15 protein-coding genes and 1 tRNA gene are annotated in these 19,218 nt (G+C 51.6%); 2 read left to right on the forward strand and 14 right to left on the reverse strand.

Annotated features, from left to right (window positions below; translation table 11 throughout):
- Positions 1-304: 304 nt before the first annotated feature.
- Together J7K63_05115 and tnpA are read right to left on the reverse strand one after the other, a co-directional pair.
- On the reverse strand, positions 305-1,621 hold the full coding sequence (locus tag J7K63_05115; GenBank protein MCD6234397.1) for a U32 family peptidase C-terminal domain-containing protein: 1,317 nt from the start codon (positions 1,619-1,621) through the stop codon (positions 305-307).
- Between the two features lie 184 nt (positions 1,622-1,805).
- Positions 1,806-2,186 (reverse strand): IS200/IS605 family transposase, encoded by a 381-nt coding sequence (gene tnpA / locus J7K63_05120; protein ID MCD6234398.1) that lies wholly within the window; start codon positions 2,184-2,186, stop codon positions 1,806-1,808.
- Between the two features lie 208 nt (positions 2,187-2,394).
- Here tnpA and J7K63_05125 point away from each other — a divergent pair, with 208 nt between their 5' ends.
- Positions 2,395-7,056, forward strand: coding sequence for a hypothetical protein (locus J7K63_05125; GenBank protein MCD6234399.1), 4,662 nt, complete (start codon positions 2,395-2,397; stop codon positions 7,054-7,056).
- Between the two features lie 4 nt (positions 7,057-7,060).
- A complete protein-coding gene (locus tag J7K63_05130; GenBank protein ID MCD6234400.1) occupies positions 7,061-8,545 on the forward strand; it encodes a T9SS type A sorting domain-containing protein in 1,485 nt (494 codons plus the stop codon).
- A gap of 26 nt (positions 8,546-8,571) precedes the next feature.
- On the opposite strand, the gene tmk is transcribed toward J7K63_05130, so the two are convergent.
- The 12 genes from tmk to J7K63_05190 all read right to left on the reverse strand — a co-directional run bounded on the left by tmk (position 8,572) and on the right by J7K63_05190 (position 19,218).
- A complete protein-coding gene (gene tmk, locus J7K63_05135; GenBank protein MCD6234401.1) occupies positions 8,572-9,204 on the reverse strand; it encodes a dTMP kinase in 633 nt (210 codons plus the stop codon).
- On the reverse strand, positions 9,194-10,084 hold the full coding sequence (locus tag J7K63_05140; GenBank protein ID MCD6234402.1) for a hypothetical protein: 891 nt from the start codon (positions 10,082-10,084) through the stop codon (positions 9,194-9,196). The genes tmk and J7K63_05140 overlap by 11 nt, the downstream gene beginning before the upstream one ends.
- Positions 10,074-10,973: a hypothetical protein gene (locus tag J7K63_05145; GenBank protein MCD6234403.1), complete on the reverse strand. Its 900-nt coding sequence runs from the start codon at positions 10,971-10,973 to the stop codon at positions 10,074-10,076. The genes J7K63_05140 and J7K63_05145 overlap by 11 nt, the downstream gene beginning before the upstream one ends.
- A gap of 44 nt (positions 10,974-11,017) precedes the next feature.
- A complete protein-coding gene (gene priA, locus J7K63_05150; protein ID MCD6234404.1) occupies positions 11,018-13,408 on the reverse strand; it encodes a primosomal protein N' in 2,391 nt (796 codons plus the stop codon).
- Between the two features lie 115 nt (positions 13,409-13,523).
- Positions 13,524-13,967, reverse strand: coding sequence for a 50S ribosomal protein L9 (gene rplI / locus J7K63_05155; protein ID MCD6234405.1), 444 nt, complete (start codon positions 13,965-13,967; stop codon positions 13,524-13,526).
- 14 nt (positions 13,968-13,981) lie between these two features.
- The gene (locus tag J7K63_05160; protein ID MCD6234406.1) at positions 13,982-14,212 is read right to left on the reverse strand and encodes a 30S ribosomal protein S18; all 231 of its coding nucleotides are present in this window, start codon (positions 14,210-14,212) and stop codon (positions 13,982-13,984) included.
- 31 nt (positions 14,213-14,243) lie between these two features.
- Complete coding sequence (rpsF, locus tag J7K63_05165) at positions 14,244-14,687, reverse strand: 30S ribosomal protein S6 (protein ID MCD6234407.1); 444 nt, start codon at positions 14,685-14,687, stop codon at positions 14,244-14,246.
- A 118-nt stretch (positions 14,688-14,805) separates the two neighbouring features.
- Positions 14,806-16,866, reverse strand: coding sequence for a sodium-translocating pyrophosphatase (locus tag J7K63_05170; protein MCD6234408.1), 2,061 nt, complete (start codon positions 16,864-16,866; stop codon positions 14,806-14,808).
- Positions 16,863-17,477 carry an aminoacyl-tRNA hydrolase gene (locus tag J7K63_05175; GenBank protein MCD6234409.1) on the reverse strand — a complete coding sequence of 205 codons (615 nt, stop codon included), beginning with the start codon at positions 17,475-17,477 and terminating at the stop codon, positions 16,863-16,865. The genes J7K63_05170 and J7K63_05175 overlap by 4 nt, the downstream gene beginning before the upstream one ends.
- A 9-nt stretch (positions 17,478-17,486) precedes the next feature.
- Positions 17,487-18,119, reverse strand: a complete 633-nt coding sequence (locus J7K63_05180; protein ID MCD6234410.1) for a 50S ribosomal protein L25 — start codon at positions 18,117-18,119, stop codon at positions 17,487-17,489.
- Positions 18,120-18,149: 30 nt separating this feature from the next.
- A complete protein-coding gene (locus tag J7K63_05185; GenBank protein ID MCD6234411.1) occupies positions 18,150-19,094 on the reverse strand; it encodes a ribose-phosphate pyrophosphokinase in 945 nt (314 codons plus the stop codon).
- A gap of 53 nt (positions 19,095-19,147) precedes the next feature.
- Positions 19,148-19,218, reverse strand: a tRNA-Gln gene (locus J7K63_05190).

Raw genomic sequence — 19,218 nt, forward strand, 5'->3', positions numbered from 1 at the left:
CCTGATGGTCCTGTCTGTTCTATCTTTAATATGAGTTAATTGAGAGTAATTTCTGTCAACACTATTCAGGGATGGTCATTGGGCCACTCGTCACGCGTCACGCGTCACTATTAAGTCGGCAGTCATCAGTCGGCAGGATTGGTCAACTGTCACGCGTCACTTTCTTACACACCCAACCAAGCCCATGCGCCGAAATCAATGACGAAGACTTTGGGGCCACGTTGACCCAGATGTATATATTTCATGGAATTCTCCTTAAAATTTTCTGTCAGTTAATGGGTTGAAGAAGATCCCCGTTACAGATTCACTCTGTTTTCTGCCGGAGGAAAGCATAATCGCCGGGATTTTTCGGCAAAAGAATCCGGACATTCCCGGCGCCGCCGTGGGCTGTCTCCAGTTTTTCCCCTTTCAGATTTTCCATGACCTTCAGGGTGAAGGGGATGGTTTCTTCGGGCGTGACAAGCTCCAGGATTGATCCGGTTTTCATCCGGTTTTTAACTTCAAAGATTCCCATGGAGGATGTGTCGTCATATTCTTTCAGAATGCCCGTCACCTGATAGAGAAAGCCGACGGAGTAGCCATCCTCAAAATTCTCTCCGTACTGCCTGGGATTCCGGGTGTAGAAACCGGTGGTGTAGGTCCGGGAGCTGAGTGTCATGAGGTCCCGGAGGTGTTCCGGATTGAAGGATCTGCCTGCCGTCATATCGTCAATAGCCCGCCGGTAACTCCTGGCCGTCATGGCGGCATACCAGGCGGATTTGGTCCGCCCTTCCACCTTGAAACTCATCACACCCGCTTTCACCAGATCGGGGAGGAGTTCAATCGCGCAGAGATCCCGGGAATTCATGAGATAGGTTCCGAATTCATCCTCAAAAATCGGCATTTTTTCGTTGTGGCGTTTGGGTTCGGACAGGGTAAAACCATCCGGAAGCCGGGTGTTAGATTCATAGGTATAAGGGGATTGGGAATTTTCCACCTCAAGGATGGAGCCTTTTTCCCAGGCCAGTTTATATTCCCAGCGGCAGCTGTTGGTGCATGTCCCCTGATTGGCATCCCGGTGGTTCAGGTAGTTGGAAATCAGGCAGCGACCGGAATAGGCAATGCAGATAGCGCCGTGGACAAAGGCTTCCAGTTCAACATCCGGTACTTTTTGGTGCATGTGGGCAATTTCATTCAGGTGGAGTTCCCGGGAGAGGATAATGCGCCGGATTCCCAAATCCCGCCAGAAACGGACAGTGGTCCAGTTGGTGGTATTGGCCTGGGTGCTCAGGTGGATGGAAATTTGGGGATAGCGTTTCAGGGCCAGGGCAATGAGTCCCGGATCGCTCATAATGAGTCCGTCGGGTTGCCACGCTGCTACATAGTCCAGCTCTTTCAGAAAACCGTCCACCTTCAGGTTGTGGGCGTAGATATTCATTACCAGGTAGATTTTTTTGCTCAATCTGTGGGTGTATTCCACAGCTTCCCGCAGGTTCTCCCGGCGGAATCCGATTTCCCGGGTCCGCAAGGAATACTTCGGAACTCCGGCATAGACCGCATCGGCTCCAAAGGCCAGAGCTACCCGGAGCTTTTCCGGGTCGCCGGCCGGGAGGAGGAGTTCGGGAGCTTGAGTTGGTTTCATGAAAAGAATTTACATGTTTCAGCGAAAGAAAAGAAGTTTCATTCAGCAGGGACTGCCGGGAGTGGTTGGGACTCTCCTGGACTGAAGTCCCGGGTTGGGGGCGCCGCCTCTGCGCTGCTCCGGGACTGAAGTCCCGGGTTGGGTGTGTTCCTGCCTTCGAGCTGCCCGGGACTGGAGTCCCGGGTTAGGGTGGTGTAAGGGAGTGGTGTTCTTTTTGGTGAAGGATGTATCGGATAACCGTTTTTTTGTGGTGTGGACAGATTGTTGCAATGTAGTAGCCCGGTTGCCAACGAAAAGGAGCTTCAAAAAGTTTGTTCTTGTTGATCCATCGGGATGATTCTCCCTTGATAGCTTTTATGGCATCTGATACGGCTATGTAGACAGGAATCGTAGCAAAAATGTGCAGATGATCCTGATATCCGTTTATGGCATGTATTTGAATGCCTTTTGTTGATGCATATGTACGTATGTGTTGTATTAAAGCCATTAACCGTGGTTGATTCAGTCGTTTTTCACGGTACTTGGTGATTATCACAATGTGATAGAAAATATCTCTGTACGGCATTTTTACCCCGCATGTACAAAAGAATAAAAAAATTCACCAGGAATTACAATATTATTCATTAATACGTATATTCGACAATCCTAATGGGTGGCACACAACTCAACCAAGGACTTCAGTCCCGGGTTGGGTGGAACCGGGATTGTTCCTCATCACATGTCCGAAGGCATGAGTTGTTGTTTAGACAGAAAAATCTTCGGAAATTATGTAAATGACCAAATCCTGTGTAAAAAAAACCTCCATGGCGGTTTTGATGGTTTTTGCGATGGTGGCAGGACTTTTTCCTGCGCCGGTGTTTCTTTCGCCGGCGGAAGGAGAGATTCCTGTACAAGCCCGGAGAACAGCACCGGGACGGCTTCAATTGGAGATTCACATTCCCCGGCTTCGCCTGGAGTCTGTATCCGCACCGGACGGAGAAAGCTATACCCAAATTCGGATTGAAGGTGAATACACCACACGGGAAGAGGGACACCCCGAACTCCCCGTCATCCGTCGTCTGATACGGGTTCCGGCAGACCGCTTTCTAAGTGTGAGTCTGGACGATTCGTCACATACCCGCCTGTTCTTAAGCCGGTATACCCTGCCGGACAAAATCTGGCCGGTCCAGCCCTCTCGTCCCAAACGGCCGGACGTAAAACTCCTGTTTCAAAATCCCGACATCCGGGCGTACAGCCAAAAGACCCGTTTCCCGGCGGTGCGGCTGACCGATCTGGGCATCCTGCGGCAGGAACGGATTTACCGGCTGGATGTTTTTCCCGTAAATTATGATCCCAAAAACGGCAGCCTGGACCTGCGAAAATCCCTTTCGTTGACCCTGTCCGAATCCCCCGGCAAGGGAGTCTACACTCCGCCACCCTCTCCCTTCTTTTCCAAACTCACGGCGCCGCTTCCCGCTACCAGCGACAATCCTCCATCTCTTATTCAATCCCCCCCGGAATATCTGATTGTCACCCCCTCAGCCTTCGAACCGGCCCTGGAGCCTTTCATCACCTGGAAAACGCGCCGGGGCTTTCAGGTAGATGTGCTTATTTTGGAAAGCCTGGAAAATCCGGATACAGCAAGCATCCGCCAGGCCATTCACGACCGGTATCTCAATCCGCCGGCAGGGCACTTCGCCCCTTCCTTCCTCCTGCTGGTGGGTGATGAAGATTATATCCCCGTTTTTAAAGGGGAAAAAAACGACCATTTTACCGATCTGCCCTATGTGACGGTGACGGAAGGGGATTACCTGCCTGATCTCTATGCCGGCCGACTGCCGGTCCGCTCCGCCACGGAGCTGTCCCGACTTATCGAAAAAATACTGTGGGTTGATACCTACACCTATGATGATCCCGGCCATCTGAATAACGTGATGCTCATCGCCGGCTGGGATGCCAACTGGGCGGAAATGTACGGCTATCCGGCGGTGAATTATGCCCGTGATCACTACTTGAACGAGACGGCGGGTTTTAACACCTATACTTTTCTGTCCAGCCGGGCAGGAGAATTTACAACAGCCGTCCGGAACCGACTCAATACAGGATTCAGCCTGATTTACTATACCGGCCACGGGTCTGCCACATCCTGGCAGGATCCGGCCGTAAGTACCCTTGAGCTTTACGATATGCAGTCCTGGAATACCGCACCCCTGCTCATCACCAACGGCTGCCAGACCTCCAACTTTGCCATCAACAACAGCTTCAGCGAAACCTGGGTCCGCCTGGAAAACCGGGGTGCATCCGCCGCTATCGGCGCCACCAACGACACCTACTGGGATGAAGACCTGTGGTGGGCAGTGGGACTCTATACGATCGGGCCGGACGGTCGGACCCCCACGCCGGAAGAGACCGGTACCGGTATGTTTGACATCCCCTTTACACGGACGGATCTGGATAATCCTTCCGCCCTTATCTACACAGGCAATCTGGCCGTCAGCCAATCCGCTTCTTCTTTTTCCCGCTATTATTGGGAAATCTACACCCTTTTCGGCGATCCATCCATGACCCTCCGCTTCGGCGAATCAGAACCCCTTGACGTATTTTCCGAGAATTGTATCGCCTGGGGTACCGTGAATTTTCAGGTGGATGTAAACGGGGTCCCCAATGCTTTGGTGGGACTCTCCCGGGGGGATTCCCTTATCGCCGCAGCTTATACCGACGACTGGGGACTGAGCACCCTCACCTTTCCGCCGTTAAACAGTCTGGAGAATCTCCACCTCACGGTCACAGCTCCGGGATATATCCCCTATGAAAAAATTATCACGGTGATTGAACCGTCTCAACTGATCACGGATAAGGATACCCTGGCCATCCAAACGACAGATACTCTGTCCGTAACGGTCCTGGATACGGATGGCAATCCCCTGGAAAACATGGAAATCCGGGCACTGTCCCCGGGATACAGCTCGGATACGGTAATGACGGACCAGAACGGCCTTGCCATATTGCCCCTCTGTGTTCCCTACGGTCCCTCACTTACTCTGCTTGCCCGGGATCCGGCGGCCCGTTATCCTCTCAAACGGGAAACGCTGATCATCACCGGAGGTCAGGATTTTACGGCACCGGAACTGCATTTGTACTCCCGGTATGGTGTGGCGGATTCCCTTCTGCTGAGGATTCCCTTTACCCTGACAGGATCAGCTGCAAATACGGCTGTCCAGACTTGGTATTCTCAGGATGGGCTTCATTATGAAGGTGGAAACGACACCCTGAGAGTAGAGAGCGATATTCCTGAGCCCCTGTCCGCTGCCCTCACGGCGCCGGGTTATAATACACATTACCGGACATTCCCCATTGTTTCCCTTTTTACCCTCTTCTCCGGGGCGGTGACGAATACAGCCGGCAAACCCATTTCCGGTGCGGAACTCCGCTTTCAGGGAGATAATTACCGCACCTACACTTTTTTTACTGACGATTCGGGACACTTTGCATCACCGAACCCCGTACTCATGGAACCGCTGAATCTCCGGATCCGGGCTTTCGGATACGAAAAATCCGACACCCTTATCATTCCCCGCTGGCCGGCCGATTCCCTTGCCCTGGTGCTGAAAGAGAGTCCCCGCCGACTTTGGACCGCCCGGGTTTACGATATTTACGGCATGCCGCTGGAAGCCCGGTACCAGGTGTACATCGGCACCAGTGATTCTCTCTACGCCGAAGGATTCTGCAGCAACGCACCCGATTCCAACCTGCAGGTTTTACTCCCCCATTACACCTACACATTGCACCTGACCCTGCCGGGATACGTACCGGTCCGACTGGTGTTCAATACCGAAGATTCCCCCTACGCCAATATCCCCATGTCCCTCCGGAGCGGCTACCTTGTGATTAATGACGATTCAGCCAAACGCTATAAAGATAAAAACGACATCATTCCCTGGAGGGATGGGGTTTCTGCAAATTCCGCCTTCCTCATGGCAGATATCCTCCGGGATGCCGGGCTCTCTGTTTCGGTAAAAAGCAGCGCCGATATCAATCCCTCCCTCCTCTCCACCTACAATGGCGTGATATACTCCCACGGCGCCGATCAGCAGCCTGTAAGCACCACCCTGCAAACAGCCCTGGAAAATTACCTGGACTGGGGCGGTCCCCTGCTGATTGAAGGCGGTGAGCTGGCCTATGAACATTACGAGGATCATTTCGGCCGGGATGTGCTTCACATTAGCAATTGGATTATTGATAAAGGCGGAGCGGTGACCCTGACGCCGGAGGGCCGTGATTTCATGCGGGCACTATACTCTCTTCCGGATGAAATGGAACATACTTACGATGTCTATGGTGACCAGGATGTGGTTGAAGCAGCACCGGGTGTGGTTTCTTTAGGATCCTGGAGCGAACGGGATACTTACAGTTCAATGCTTCTCGTGCCGGATACCCTGGCATATATGTCCTTTCATTTCGCCTCCCTGACCCGCCCGGCGGACCGCCATCATCTTTTGTGGAACCTGATCCGTCTTCTGCCCTTTTTCAATCCTCATCAGGACTATGCACCTCATGCCTGGATAGACAGCTACGAGGTGCAGAAAAACGACTCTCTCACCGTGGATCTCCTGGCCACAACCTGGGATCCGGACGGGGACAGCCTGACACCGGGAGCGGTATACGGGAACAACCTCCATGGAAGCTACAAGACCGATTCCACCGGCGAAAAGATAATTTACAAAGCTCCGGCATATCCGGGTGTTTCCGATACCCTGTTTTACACCGTATCGGACGGGAAATACACCGATGAAGGTATGATTGTCATATCGATTACGGGAAACAACACCCCGGTTTCCGTCACCCTCCTGGATCCGCCGGATAATTACATCAACCGGGACAGCAGCTCGGTGATTCTCCTCTGGAGTGCCTCATTTGATCCGGATCCGGACACGCTTCTTTATCTGGTGGGATTGAGTCAGTACAACGGCCTTCATCTGATGGATACTCTGCTCCACACGCCGGACACTCTTCTGCGGGTTTTTCCTGCCGATCTGGGTTTTGCCCCTGATCTTTCCATCACCTGGCAGGTCTGGGTTACAGACGGACAGGATACCAGTCTCTCATCGGGAATCCGTCATTTCACCATGGACAGTTCCGCCTTCAACGCCCTGGATCCTGAAGATCTTTTGCCCGTCACCTTCAGCGCAGGTCCCAACTATCCCAACCCCTTCAATCCCGTCACATCCATCCCCCTGGCCCTACCGGAAGCCGACGAAGTTACCCTGATAATCTTCAATATCCGCGGCGCCCAAATCCGGAGCATTGGTCCCCTCTCCTTCCATGCCGGTTATCACTCCCTGGTCTGGGACGGCCGGGACAACCGGGGACACACGGCCGGGACAGGCCTTTACATCGGTAAAATCCAAACCCGTCACGGACACACAACCACTTTAAAAATGATATACATGAAATAAGGTGATGAAAAAATATTTGCTCTTAACCCTGCTTTTATTCTCTGTCCTCCGGGCAGTATCCTTCGAATCCTGCAACGCATTCAGGGATTCCCTCTTTAAAATCACGTCCATTCAGACAGCTACGGAACGAAATGCGGCGTTGGATACCCTGTGGCTCCAATTAAAAGAACAGCGGCAGATTCCCTTTAAAATGGCGGATTCCGTTATATTTCTTTATCGCGGATCGGCATCTTCCGTAGCCTGGTACGGCGATTTCAACAGCTGGTCGGACGACGCATTCAATGCCACCGTGCAGAAATTAAACGGCAATATCTGGATCCTGGAAAAAACTTTTCCTTCCAATGCCCGCCTGGATTATAAAATTGTTCTGAATGGAAGCACCTGGATTCTGGATCCTGCGAATCCCTTCCGTCAAATGGGCGGATATGGGTACAATTCCGTGCTTCGCATGCCGGATTATGAATTTCCCATGGAGGTGTTAGCCCGGGAGGATACGCGAAAAGGAACTCTTTCAGACAACATTCCCATTTACAGCAACGCCCTGGCCTACAGTCTTCACTACCGGGTTTACACCCCGGCGGACTATGAAACCTTGTCCCACTTGCCTGTTTTGTATATCACAGACGGACACGAATATGCCAACAGTCTTATGGGCAGCGTTCCCACGGTTCTGGATAATCTGATTCACGACCGGAAAATCAAGCCCCTCATCGCCGTCTTTATCAGTCCGGTCACACCGGGCGGCGGTATAAACCGCCGTATGAGCGAATATAACATGAACGCAGCTTTTGCCGATTTTTTAGCGGATGAGCTGGTACCCTACATTGATTCCACATATAAAACACAAACTGATCCGGATTCCCGGTGCCTTTTGGGGACATCCATGGGCGGGATTTGTTCCGCCTACACCGGTGCCGTGAAACCGGAAACTTTTCATTTGCTGGCCATCCAATCCCCCGCATTCTGGTACAATCCGGTAATCTACAATCTCTATTCGGATTATCCTCTTCGCCCTTTAAAGATCTGGATGTCCACAGGCACAATTCACGACATGCAGAGCGGGGCCCTGCACATGAAAGAAATTTTCGAAAACAAGGGATACGAGTACACATACATGGAGGTTCCGGAAAGCCATTCCTGGGGAAACTGGCGCGGACAGATTGATGATATCCTCACATGGTTTTGGAAGGACTCCACACAGGTATCCATCCTGCCTGAAAAGAAGGCCCGGAGTTCGACTTCTGCCCACCCCAATCCTTTTAACGGGCAAACCACCCTGCACCTTTCTCCCCTCCCCTTTCCCCGGAAAGGACAGATACGGATTATAGATCTGGCGGGACGGGAAATTTTCAGCTCATTCCTCCAGGTTCCGGCAGGCCAGGCGGTATCAATCCCCCTTGACTTCGACCACCAGGCATCCGGCATTTACATTTATACTTTTTTATCCTCAAATACACGGGAATCGGGAAAGCTTTTACATCTTAAATAAATCACATTTTTAAAATTGAAAAGGTATCAGAGAAATTTACGTCTTTGAAGTTCCCGGCGGATTTTCTCCCGGATATCTGTTTCCGGTTCATGGCCATCCAACACATAACAGCGATCCGGTTCGCGGCGGGCGATTTCCAGAAAACCCTGACGGACTCGCTGATGAAAAGCCCGTTTTTCATTTTCCATCCGGTCCGGTGATTTTCCGATGAAGGCCATGCGTTCGGCGGAAGTTTCAAGGGATATGTCAAAGATGAAAGTCAGGTCGGGGACAAGATCATGGGCGCCGATGGCATTGAGTTGAAGCACCATTTCCAGGTCAAGCTGCCGGCCGTAACCCTGGTAGGCAGTGGTGGAGTCGTAAAACCGATCTGACAGGACGATTTTCCCTGCTTCCAGGGCAGGAAGGACTTCCTCAGCCACCAGCTGGCTCCGGGCTACGGCAAAAAGGAGAATTTCCGTCGTGGCATCCATTTCGGCATACCGGGGATTCAGGAGGATTTCCCGGGCCGCTTCACCCACCGCTGTCGAGCCCGGATCCCGGATTTCCAGGACTTCAAAGCCTTTTTTCCGGAACATCTCGGCCGTATGACGCACCTGGGTGCTTTTTCCGCAGCCATCCACTCCTTCAAAGGTGATAAAGCGTCCCTTACGATCCATGGTAATAATTCACTCCGAATGTGCTGACGGTTCCCAATCCTCCATAACTGAAAAAAGAGAATTGCAGGGTTACCTTATTATAGCGGTAGCGTCCCCCCATGGCCAATCCGGCAATGTAATCCTGTCCCAAGCTGTTACTTTGCAATCCTCCCCGCCGAAAATCGAGTCCGGCCAGAAATTCCAGGGGTGAGCCGCTTCGGAAATATCCTCCCAGGGTGAGATTTTCAATGTCATGATCTCCCCGGGTGCGGTAATCCAGATTCATAGTGAGGGGCAGATAAAGGAGGGGATGGCTCAGGGAGATGCGGATTTCATCCTCCATCGGTTCCGGATAATCTGTATAGGCCAGGCTCACCCGGGTTTTATCCGCAACGGGGATAATGGTCAGCCCGTAGGTAAGCACGCTGAAATTTTCCCGGCTTGAAGCAATATTTTCCGACACATAGCGGAAAGAGGCCCCCACCTGCAGCCGTGAAGAGAGCAGGTAACTCCAGGCGCTGAAGTACTGAGTCCGTCCGGCGCTGAAATTGCCGCTACTGTAGCCTTCCGTATCCAGACGTTCAAAATCGCCGTAATTTTCGTAATTGATGCCGCCGCTGAAGACATGCTTTTTGATCTGATAGCGGCCGGTAAGCTGGGACACCCGGATATCCGCGGGCATGAGGGCCAGGTTGGCGGAAAGGGAGTATTTGAAAGTGCCGGGTATGAGAGAGGGATTAATCCAGACCTGGTCGGGCAGATCCTTTAAGGCGCCGCCGGAGCGGGCAATGCCCCAGTATTCCGGCGAGGCAAGGATATCCGCCTCAGGCACCACCTGAGCCGAAAGGGACCGTGTCAATCCTCCGAGAAGAATTATGAAAACCAATGTTTTACGCATCATGAAAATTTACATCCTTTTTATCTTCATGGGGAGGAAAGTCCGGATTTTTCTGAATTTCTTCCGCCTGCCAGGTATCCTGAATACGTGCATTGCGCCTTCGCATTTGCAGCCAGCCAAAAAGCAGCAATATCGGCAAAATACCCCACAAAAGGGTGTGCAAATCCACCAGCGCATACGCTTTATACCGTTTTGTAGCCCAGAGTTCCCAATTGGTGCTGTAATAGCGGGGTTCGTAGCCGTAAACAATCTCGAAAGCCCGGCTCCAGTCCACCCCCTCCTGCAAAAGGATCAGCAATTCCCCGATGCTTTCATAGCCGTGTTCCTCTATCAGGTATTGGACGGCGGACACACTCTGGGCATAAGCCAGATTGGCCCGGTTCTGTTCAAATTTGAGCACATCGTCGATTTTGTGCAGGTCCATAAATTTACCGTAGAGAGCTGCCTGTCCCAGTAAAACTTTTTGATGCCATTCAAACTGTCCCGCCTCATGCTGAGCCAGGCCTTCATTGAGCCACCGGGGCAAATAAGTGAGTCGGTCGATGGGTTCCAGGGCCAGGTGGATCATTTCATGGTGAAGGGTGGCGGACAGTTCGGGAAAGCTCTGGCGGCTGAAGCGCGGACTCTTCAAAAGGATTTTTCGTCCCCGGTACAGGGCGGCAGCCACACCCCAATGGGGAAAATCTTTACCGGAGGCTTCTTTGAACTCTTTCTCACGTGCCGTGAGGATAATTTGAAAAGGCATCATTTCGAGTCCCAGCTTGTTCCGGATTTCCAGGCGAAAAATTTCGGCCCGTTCGGCAATAAACTCCGCTGTTTTCCGGTCTTTGGGCTCATATTGGATGGTAAAATCCTTTTCCGCCAGGATATTCCCCGACAGCATGTGCGGCATGAAAAGCGCAATCCACAGTATCCATTTTAAATAAAAACACCTCATCAGTTCATACTCACAGGGTCGACATTCATGGTAATTTTCAGTCCGTACATACGGTTTCGCCGGTCCTGAAGAATGCGAATCATGATGGTTTTCATCCGGTTCAACAGCTCGTCCCCGTTCCGATTAAATTTCAGGAGGATTTGCCAGCGGTATAATTCCTTTACTTTCTCCACCGGCGCGGATGAAGGGCCCAGGACCTGTTCAGGCGGCATCTGTTGTTTACAGATATCCGCCAGTTGTTTCACGGCACTCATGACCCTGTCCCGGTCTTTCCCCGTCACCCGGATCAGAATCAGCCGGCTGAAAGGTGGATAAAGGAGGTTTTTCCGTCGTTCCAGTTCCTGTTGATAAAAGGCATGGACATCCAGCCGGGCTGCCAGATTCACGGCAGGATGTTCCGGTTGCCAGGTCTGGATAATCACCCGTCCGGGCAGGGCTCCCCGTCCGCTACGGCCCGATACCTGAGCTACCAGCTGCCAGACCCGCTCTGCACTGCGGAAATCGGGAATACCCAGTCCCGTATCGGCATTCACAATACATACCAGGGTCACATTGCTGAAATCGAGTCCCTTGGAAACCATCTGGGTCCCCAGCAGAATATCAAAATTCCGGTTTTCAAAAGTATTGAGGATTTTCACGTGGGAGTGGCGGCTCCGGGTGGAATCCAGATCCATACGGATCACCCGGGCATCTTTGATGCGTTTGATCAGCTCATCCTCAATCCGCTGGGTACCGCTTCCGGCGACCCGGAGGGAAGCTTTGCCGCAGGAGGGACACTCGGCAGGAATGGGTTCCTGATGGTCACAGTAGTGACAGACCAGTTTTTGCCAGGGTTTGTGCCAGGTCATGGAAACAGAGCAATGGGGGCACTCCACCGGTTGTCCGCAATATTCACAACGGACAAAAGTATGAAAGCCCCGTCGGTTATGGAGTACAATGGCCTGTTCCCCCCGCTTCAGGCAATCCCGGAGAGCTTCCAGCATTTCTTGTGTAAAAAGGCTTTCGCCGGGATTTTTGGTGCGGAGGTCAATCACATCCACCCGGGGATATCCTGCGCTGCCGAAGCGTTCTTTGAGAGTGAGAAGGTGATATTTCCCCCTCTGTGCCAGGTACCAGCTTTCCACGGAAGGTGTGGCAGATCCCAGGATTACGGGAATCCTGAGAAGACGGGCGTAATAAATGGCTGCATCTCTTCCGTGATAGCCCGGACTCTGTTCCTGTTGTTTGAAGGAGGCGTCGTGTTCCTCATCCACCACAATCAGACCTGGACGTGGAAAGGGAGAAAAAAGGGCACTGCGGGCACCCACCACCACCTGGATATCCCCCCGCCGGATGCTCTGCCAGGTCCAGATCCTTTCCCCGGCACTCATGCGGCTGTGCCAGATGGCCACTTTTTTTCCGAAGACACTCCGGAAACGACCGGCCACATGGGGAGTAATGGCAATTTCGGGAACCAGAATCAGGGCCTGCTTCCCCCGTTTCAGGGCTTCACTGGCCAGATGAATGTAAACCTCCGTCTTGCCGCTGCCGGTCACACCGTGGAGCAATACCGGATAAAAACGATTAAAGTGTGCCGTTATCTCTTCAATGACCTGAATCTGTTCGTCCGTAAGGATAATATTCCGGCTTTTGGGCACATAGGCTCCGGAAAAGGGATCGGAGGGAATTTCCTGATCAAAGCTTTCCACCACGCCTTTTTTTTCGAGGGTTTGGAAAACGGAGCGACTTACACCGGTTTCCCGCATCAGGTCGGACAGGGTGGCTTCAGGGATAGCCCGGCTTTTCAGTGCCGCCAGGATTTTTACATGGGAAGGGTGTTCCCCTTTGGCAAACACATCTTTCAGGCGAATGGCCTTCACACTCCGGGTGGAACGTTCCACGGAAAAAACATTATCAACCACCAGCATCCGGCGCTTCAGGAGAAATTGTATATTCTTCTGCTCCTCCGGTGCCATCTTCTTCAGGGCGGAATCAGACAGGCCGTCCGGAGGAATATTCAACAATTGAATTTCCGGGTGATCCTTCATACCCGGTGCGGGAAAATAGCGAATCTCTTTTTTGAATCCGGCCTCGGAGGGATGGGCCGCCTTAAATACCAGTCCCGGCGCTGCCATGTAATAAAAGGCCATCCATTGAAAAAGCTGTATTTGTTCCGGAATGAAAAGGGGTTTCTCATCCCGGATTTCAGATAAGAATCTGAGTCCTTTCGGCAGGGCGGACAAATCCGATTCGGACACGCTGACGCAGTATCCGGGCTGATGCCGTCTGCCGAAGGGGGCAATCACCCGGCATCCGGGCTTCAACCGGTCTTTGAACCGGTCCGGAATCCGGTATGTGAAGGTTTGCATCACATCCACCGGAAAAGCGATTTCGCAGACGGGTACTATCATGGATAAAGTTATTCCCGTTAAAAAATATCCTCAACAAAAAAGGTCCTGCCAAAAACGGACAGCACCCTTTATGTATTGAAAAAAGGCTGTGCGCCCGGAGGCGTTCACATCCCGATTATTCTTTCACCACCCAGAGTTTGACTTCGGCGGTCACATCGCTGTGGAGTTTAATGGGAATATCATACACACCCAGGGCTTTGATGGGTTCATTCAGGACGATATGCCGTTTATCCACGTCGTAGCCTTTTTCAGCCAGAAGCTCAGCTATAGTCTGGGAGGTGACGGAACCGAAAATTTTGTCATCTTCGCCGGCTGCGACGGATGTGGTCAGCGAGATATTTTTCAGCTTTTCAGCCAGACGGCGGGCTTTATCTACAGCCGCAGTCTTTTTCCGTTCCTCAATTTTTTTCAGCTCTTTGGCTATTTTCATATTGGAGCGGGTTGCCTGCACAGCCAGTCCTTTGGGAATGAGAAAGTTCCGGGCATATCCGTCCTTTACCGTCACAACATCCCCGGCAACGCCGACATTCTCCACATTTTCTTTCAGTATAATTTTCATAACGGATATCTCCCTCAGTTTTGCGTTACGTCATAAGAATAAGGCAGGAGGGCAATATTCCGGGCCCGCTTGATTGCCGTCACGAGTTCACGCTGATGTTTTGCACATGTCCCCGTTACACGCCGGGGAATAATTTTTCCCTGCTCTGTGATAAAACGGCGAAGTGTCTTATAGTCTTTATAATCAATGCTTAACTTCTTGTTTTCACAGAATTTGCAGACCTTTTTTCTTGAAATGAAAGCCATTTCACTTTACTCCTTTGCTATCTGAAGCGGTTTACACCGTTTCTTTTACAGCTTCTTCAGACGTTTCTTCCGAATCGTCTTCTACTTCTATTTCTTCTTCCTCGTCATAATCCTCATCGGATCCATCATCTGTTATCTCGTCCTTAACTTCATCGTTATCTTCATGATGGGACGGGACACCGGCCGGTTTTTCATCCAGCCGCACAATCAGCTGGGCGAGGATTTGTGCCTGAAGTTCAAACCAGGTTTGCAATTCAACCACGGCCGAAGGTTCGGCATCAAAATAAATCAGAACGTAATTTCCTGATTTCTGTTTTTCGATGGGATACGCCAGTCTGCGTTTTCCCCAATCATCCACAGCCAGAACATGTCCGCCAATATCGGCAATATGGCCTTTCACCATCTTAATAACCGAATTCAGACGATCCTGTTCGTAGTTTGGATGCACAATGAAGAGTGTTTCATAATACCTCAAGAGTGTAACTCCTTTTTTTTATTTAATTCCGAATGATGAATTCTGAATTTTGTTGGGTTTATCAACAGATACTTCCATTCTTTCAATTCTCAATTATTCATTCTCAATTCTCAATAACCTAAGTAATCAGCGGTGCGATCACCAGGGAAACGACGGACATCAATTTAATGAGGATATTGAGGGATGGGCCGGCGGTATCCTTGAAGGGATCGCCGACGGTATCTCCCACGACGGAAGCTTTATGGGCATCACTCCCTTTGCCTCCCAGGTGTCCGTTTTCAATATATTTTTTTGCATTATCCCACACGCCGCCGGCATTGGCCATAAAAATTGCCATAAGGACACCGGTAATAGTCGTCCCTGCCAGCACACCGGCCAACATGCTCGGGTCGTAAAAACCCACAGCCACCGGCACGCCCACAGCCAGGAGCCCGGGAAGGACCATTTTGCGGATGGCCGCTTGAGTGGAAATATCCACGCAGCGTTTGAAATCGGCTTTCGCTTCACCGGCCATGAGTCCCTTGATTTCCCGGAATTGCCGCCGCACTTCCGTAATCATGGAAAAAGCCGCATCACCCACAGCCTGCATGGCCAGGGATGTAAAAAGAAAGGGCAGCATGCCGCCGATAAAGAGTCCGGCCATTATCCGGGGTTCAGTCAAATCAATTTGATCAATCCCGGCTGTGGTTTTATAGGCATTGAAGAGTGCCAGGGCCGTTAATGCGGCAGATCCCACGGCAAATCCCTTACCGATAGCTGCCGTTGTATTTCCTACCGCATCGAGGGCATCAGTCCGCTTACGGACAGATTTTTCCAGTCCGGCCATTTCCGCAATCCCGCCGGCATTATCGGCAATGGGGCCAAAAGCATCCACGGAAAGCTGAACACCGATGGTTGTCAGCATACCCATTGCCGAGATGGCAATGCCATAGATTCCGGCAAAATGATAGGCAATCATGATAGTCCCGGCCAGCACCACAATGGGCAGGGTCGTACTTCTCATCCCCATGCTCAGTCCGGAAATAATATTGGTTGCTGCCCCGGAGGAAGCTGCATTGGCGACTCTTCGTGCCGGGGATCTACTCTCTGACGTAAAGTATTCGGTAATGAGTCCGATAAGAGTTCCGGCCAGAATCCCGAAAAGGGTGGCAATATAAACACCGGAGGCGGACAAACCCTCCCTTTGTCCCGATTCAAAGGTTCCGGAGGGCAAAACCCGGGTAATAATAAACCAGGAAAGGATAATCATGAGGATGGCGGCGCCGTATTCGCTGATATTCAGGGCGGTTTGTGGTTTAATCTTTTCATTCTCCCGGACAAAAAACACAGCCACCAGGGAAACAAGGGCTCCCGCGGCGGCCAGAATCAGGGGCAGCATGACAAAACTGCCGGAAAAACCGCCTCCCACTGAGACGATGGCTCCCAGCACCATGGCTCCAATGATGGATCCCACATAGGATTCAAACAAATCGGCACCCATGCCGGCCACATCCCCCACATTGTCCCCCACATTGTCGGCAATTACCGCCGGGTTCCGGGGATCATCCTCGGGGATACCGGCTTCCACCTTTCCCACCAGATCTGCCCCGATATCGGCGGCTTTTGTATAGATGCCGCCACCCACGCGGGCAAAAAGGGCAATGGAACTGGCGCCCAGACTGAATCCGCTCAGGATGGGCAATACCGTATTTTGAATCGTCGCGGGATCACTGCCCAGATAACGGACATAAACCCAAAAGAGAGAACCCAGTCCCAGGAGTCCCAAACCCACAACACTGAGTCCCATCACGGACCCGCCGGAAAAGGCAATCACCAGCGCTTTGGCCAGACTGGTTTTTGCTGCCTGAGTTGTGCGGACATTGGCGGCTGTTGCCACCCGCATGCCGATAAATCCCGCCAGGGCACTGGCCAGGGCTCCGGTGATGAACGAAAGAGCCACAAGCCGTAAAATCCCGCTGTTGCTCAGAATCAGTAAAAAAGCCACAATCACCACAAAGAAGCTCAACACCCGGTATTCCCGGACGAGAAAAGCCATGGCACCTTCCCGGATATGATGGGAAATTTCCACCATCTCCTTTTCACCGGAATCCTGTTTTGTAATCCAACCGGAACGAATCAGGGCATAGATCAAAGCAAGAGCTCCCACCGCAGGGACCATGATAAGTATCCAGTTGATCATGGCGACATCTCCTTGGTTTCATCATTTGAAACAGATTCCGTATCTTTTCCCTTTTCCGAACGGTTATAGCGATTCATGGCAGTGTTCAGATCCTCCTTTAAAAAGAGTTCAACTGCATCGGCGGCTTTTTGCACCATCTCCTTCACCGTTTCCCGTTCTTCGGGCAAAAAGGGTTTAAGCACGTAGATTTCAGCATCCATTTGCCGCCGCTCCGGGGTATTGATGCCAATTTTAATCCGCGGAATATTCTGAGTCCCCAAAACACTGAAAACGGATTTGAGTCCGTTATGCCCGCCGGCAGAACCGGTCGGACGGATTTTCAGACGCCCGAAGTCCACATCCAGGTCATCATGGACCAGGAGTGTCTCTTCAGGGTTCAGGGGATAGCGTCTGGATACATCCGCCAGAGCCTGTCCGCTCAGGTTCATAAAGGTCATAGGTTTCACCAGAAGGGATCCGTCGGGCATCCGGGATTCCAGGAATACACCCCGGCCGGATTTGAATGTTAATCCGTGGCGGTCTGCCAGCTCATCCATGACCATAAAACCCAGGTTGTGGCGGGTTTGGGTATATTTTTTCCCGGGATTTCCCAGTCCGACAATCACCTTCATGACTCCGCTTTATTCCTCTTCAGATTCTTCTTCGGCTTCTTCACCTTCCAGTTCTTCTGCTTCTTCAGCCTCTTCTTCAGCCTGTGCAGCCTTGGACGGCGGCGTGACGGCAACAATCAGAGCATCGGCAGGGGTCACAATATCAATTCCCTCAAAGGTCAGATCACCCACATGCAAACTCTCATTCATGTGCAGACCGCTGATATCCACATCCAGCTCGTGAGGAATTTCACCGGCTTTACAGCGAACCAACAGTTCATAAAGGTGGGTATCCATTACACCACCCTCTTTGAGTCCGAAAGGTGTTCCCAGGAAATTGATGCGGACTTCCACTTCAATCATTTCCTGAAGGCTCACACCCTGAAAATCGATATGAACAATCTCGTCCGTTACGGGATGGTACTGCAGTTCCTTAAAAATGGCTTTCTTGGGCTTTTTGGCTTTATCCACATAGAGGTCAATAAGCCGTTCGCCGGTTTTCAGTACTTTATGCAATTCCAGCAAATCCACACTTAACGGAATGGATTTTTCCGAATGAGTGTAGTAAATCGCGGGAATCCGTCCGGTGGCCCGGAGTTTTTTCATTTTCTCTTTTCCCCGTTCTTCCCGTTTTGAAACATTCAGTTTTACTGCTTCTGTCATGTTATTTTATCTCCTGTTATCCGTTGATTTCTATTTGAAGAGAACACTGATGGAATCTTCATTGTTCGTTCTCTGAATGGCTTCCGCAAAGATATCCGCCACGGAGACCACTTCCATTTTGGGAATCCGTTTTTCTTCCGGAAGGTAGATGGTATCTGTCGTGATCACCCGGCTGATGGGTGAATTCTTGATCCGTTCGATAGCCTGACCTGACAGGACCGGATGAGTAAACATGGCATAGATGTCCAGGGCTCCCAGATCTTTCAGTTTTTGGGCTCCGGCCACCAAGGTCCCGGCTGTATCACACATGTCGTCCACGATAAGGGCCCGTTTGCCTTTCACTTCTCCGATCAGGTGCATCACTTCGGACTGGTTGTGGCCGGTCCGCCGTTTGTCGATAATGGCCAGACTCCGGTTCAGCACGCCGGCATAGCTGCGGGTCCGATGGACACTCCCCATATCGGGGGCCACAATCACCAAATCGCTGCTTGTATCCTCGCTCAGAGAGAGGCAGTGTTCCAGAAGAGCCGGCCGGGAATAGAGGTGGTCAAAGGGGACATCCACATAGCCCTGAATCTGCGTGGAGTGGAGGTCCATAGCCATAATCCGGTCCGCACCGGCCTTGACCAGCAAATCCATGAACAGCCGCGCCGAGATGGGCACCCGGGGTTGGTCTTTCCTGTCCTGCCGGGCATAGCCGTAGTAAGGGAGGACTGCCGTAATCCGGCTTGCCGATGCCCGTCGTGCCGCATCCAGAATCAGCAGAAGCTCCATGTAATTTTCTGCCGGGGAATTGGTGGACTGGATAATAAAGATATCCTTACCGCGGATGCTTTCTTCAAAGCGGACCCAGATTTCACCGTCACTGAACCGTTTAATGGTCAGGGGGCCTACTTTTACTCCCAGTTTTTCACAAATTTTTTCCACCAATGGCCGGTTGGAACTGCCGGAAAAGACTTTTAATTCACCGTACATGGGCTTACACCTCTGATTTGGGTTAATAAAAAACTGTTGTATGTATGAATGAGCTCAGGGGAGAGGAGTCGAACCCCTATTGACGGGACCAAAACCCGCTGTCCTGCCATTAGACGACCCCCGA

The sequence above is a fragment of the Candidatus Neomarinimicrobiota bacterium genome (genome assembly GCA_021157965.1).
Lineage (GTDB): Bacteria > Fidelibacterota > Fidelibacteria > Fidelibacterales > Fidelibacteraceae > Fidelibacter.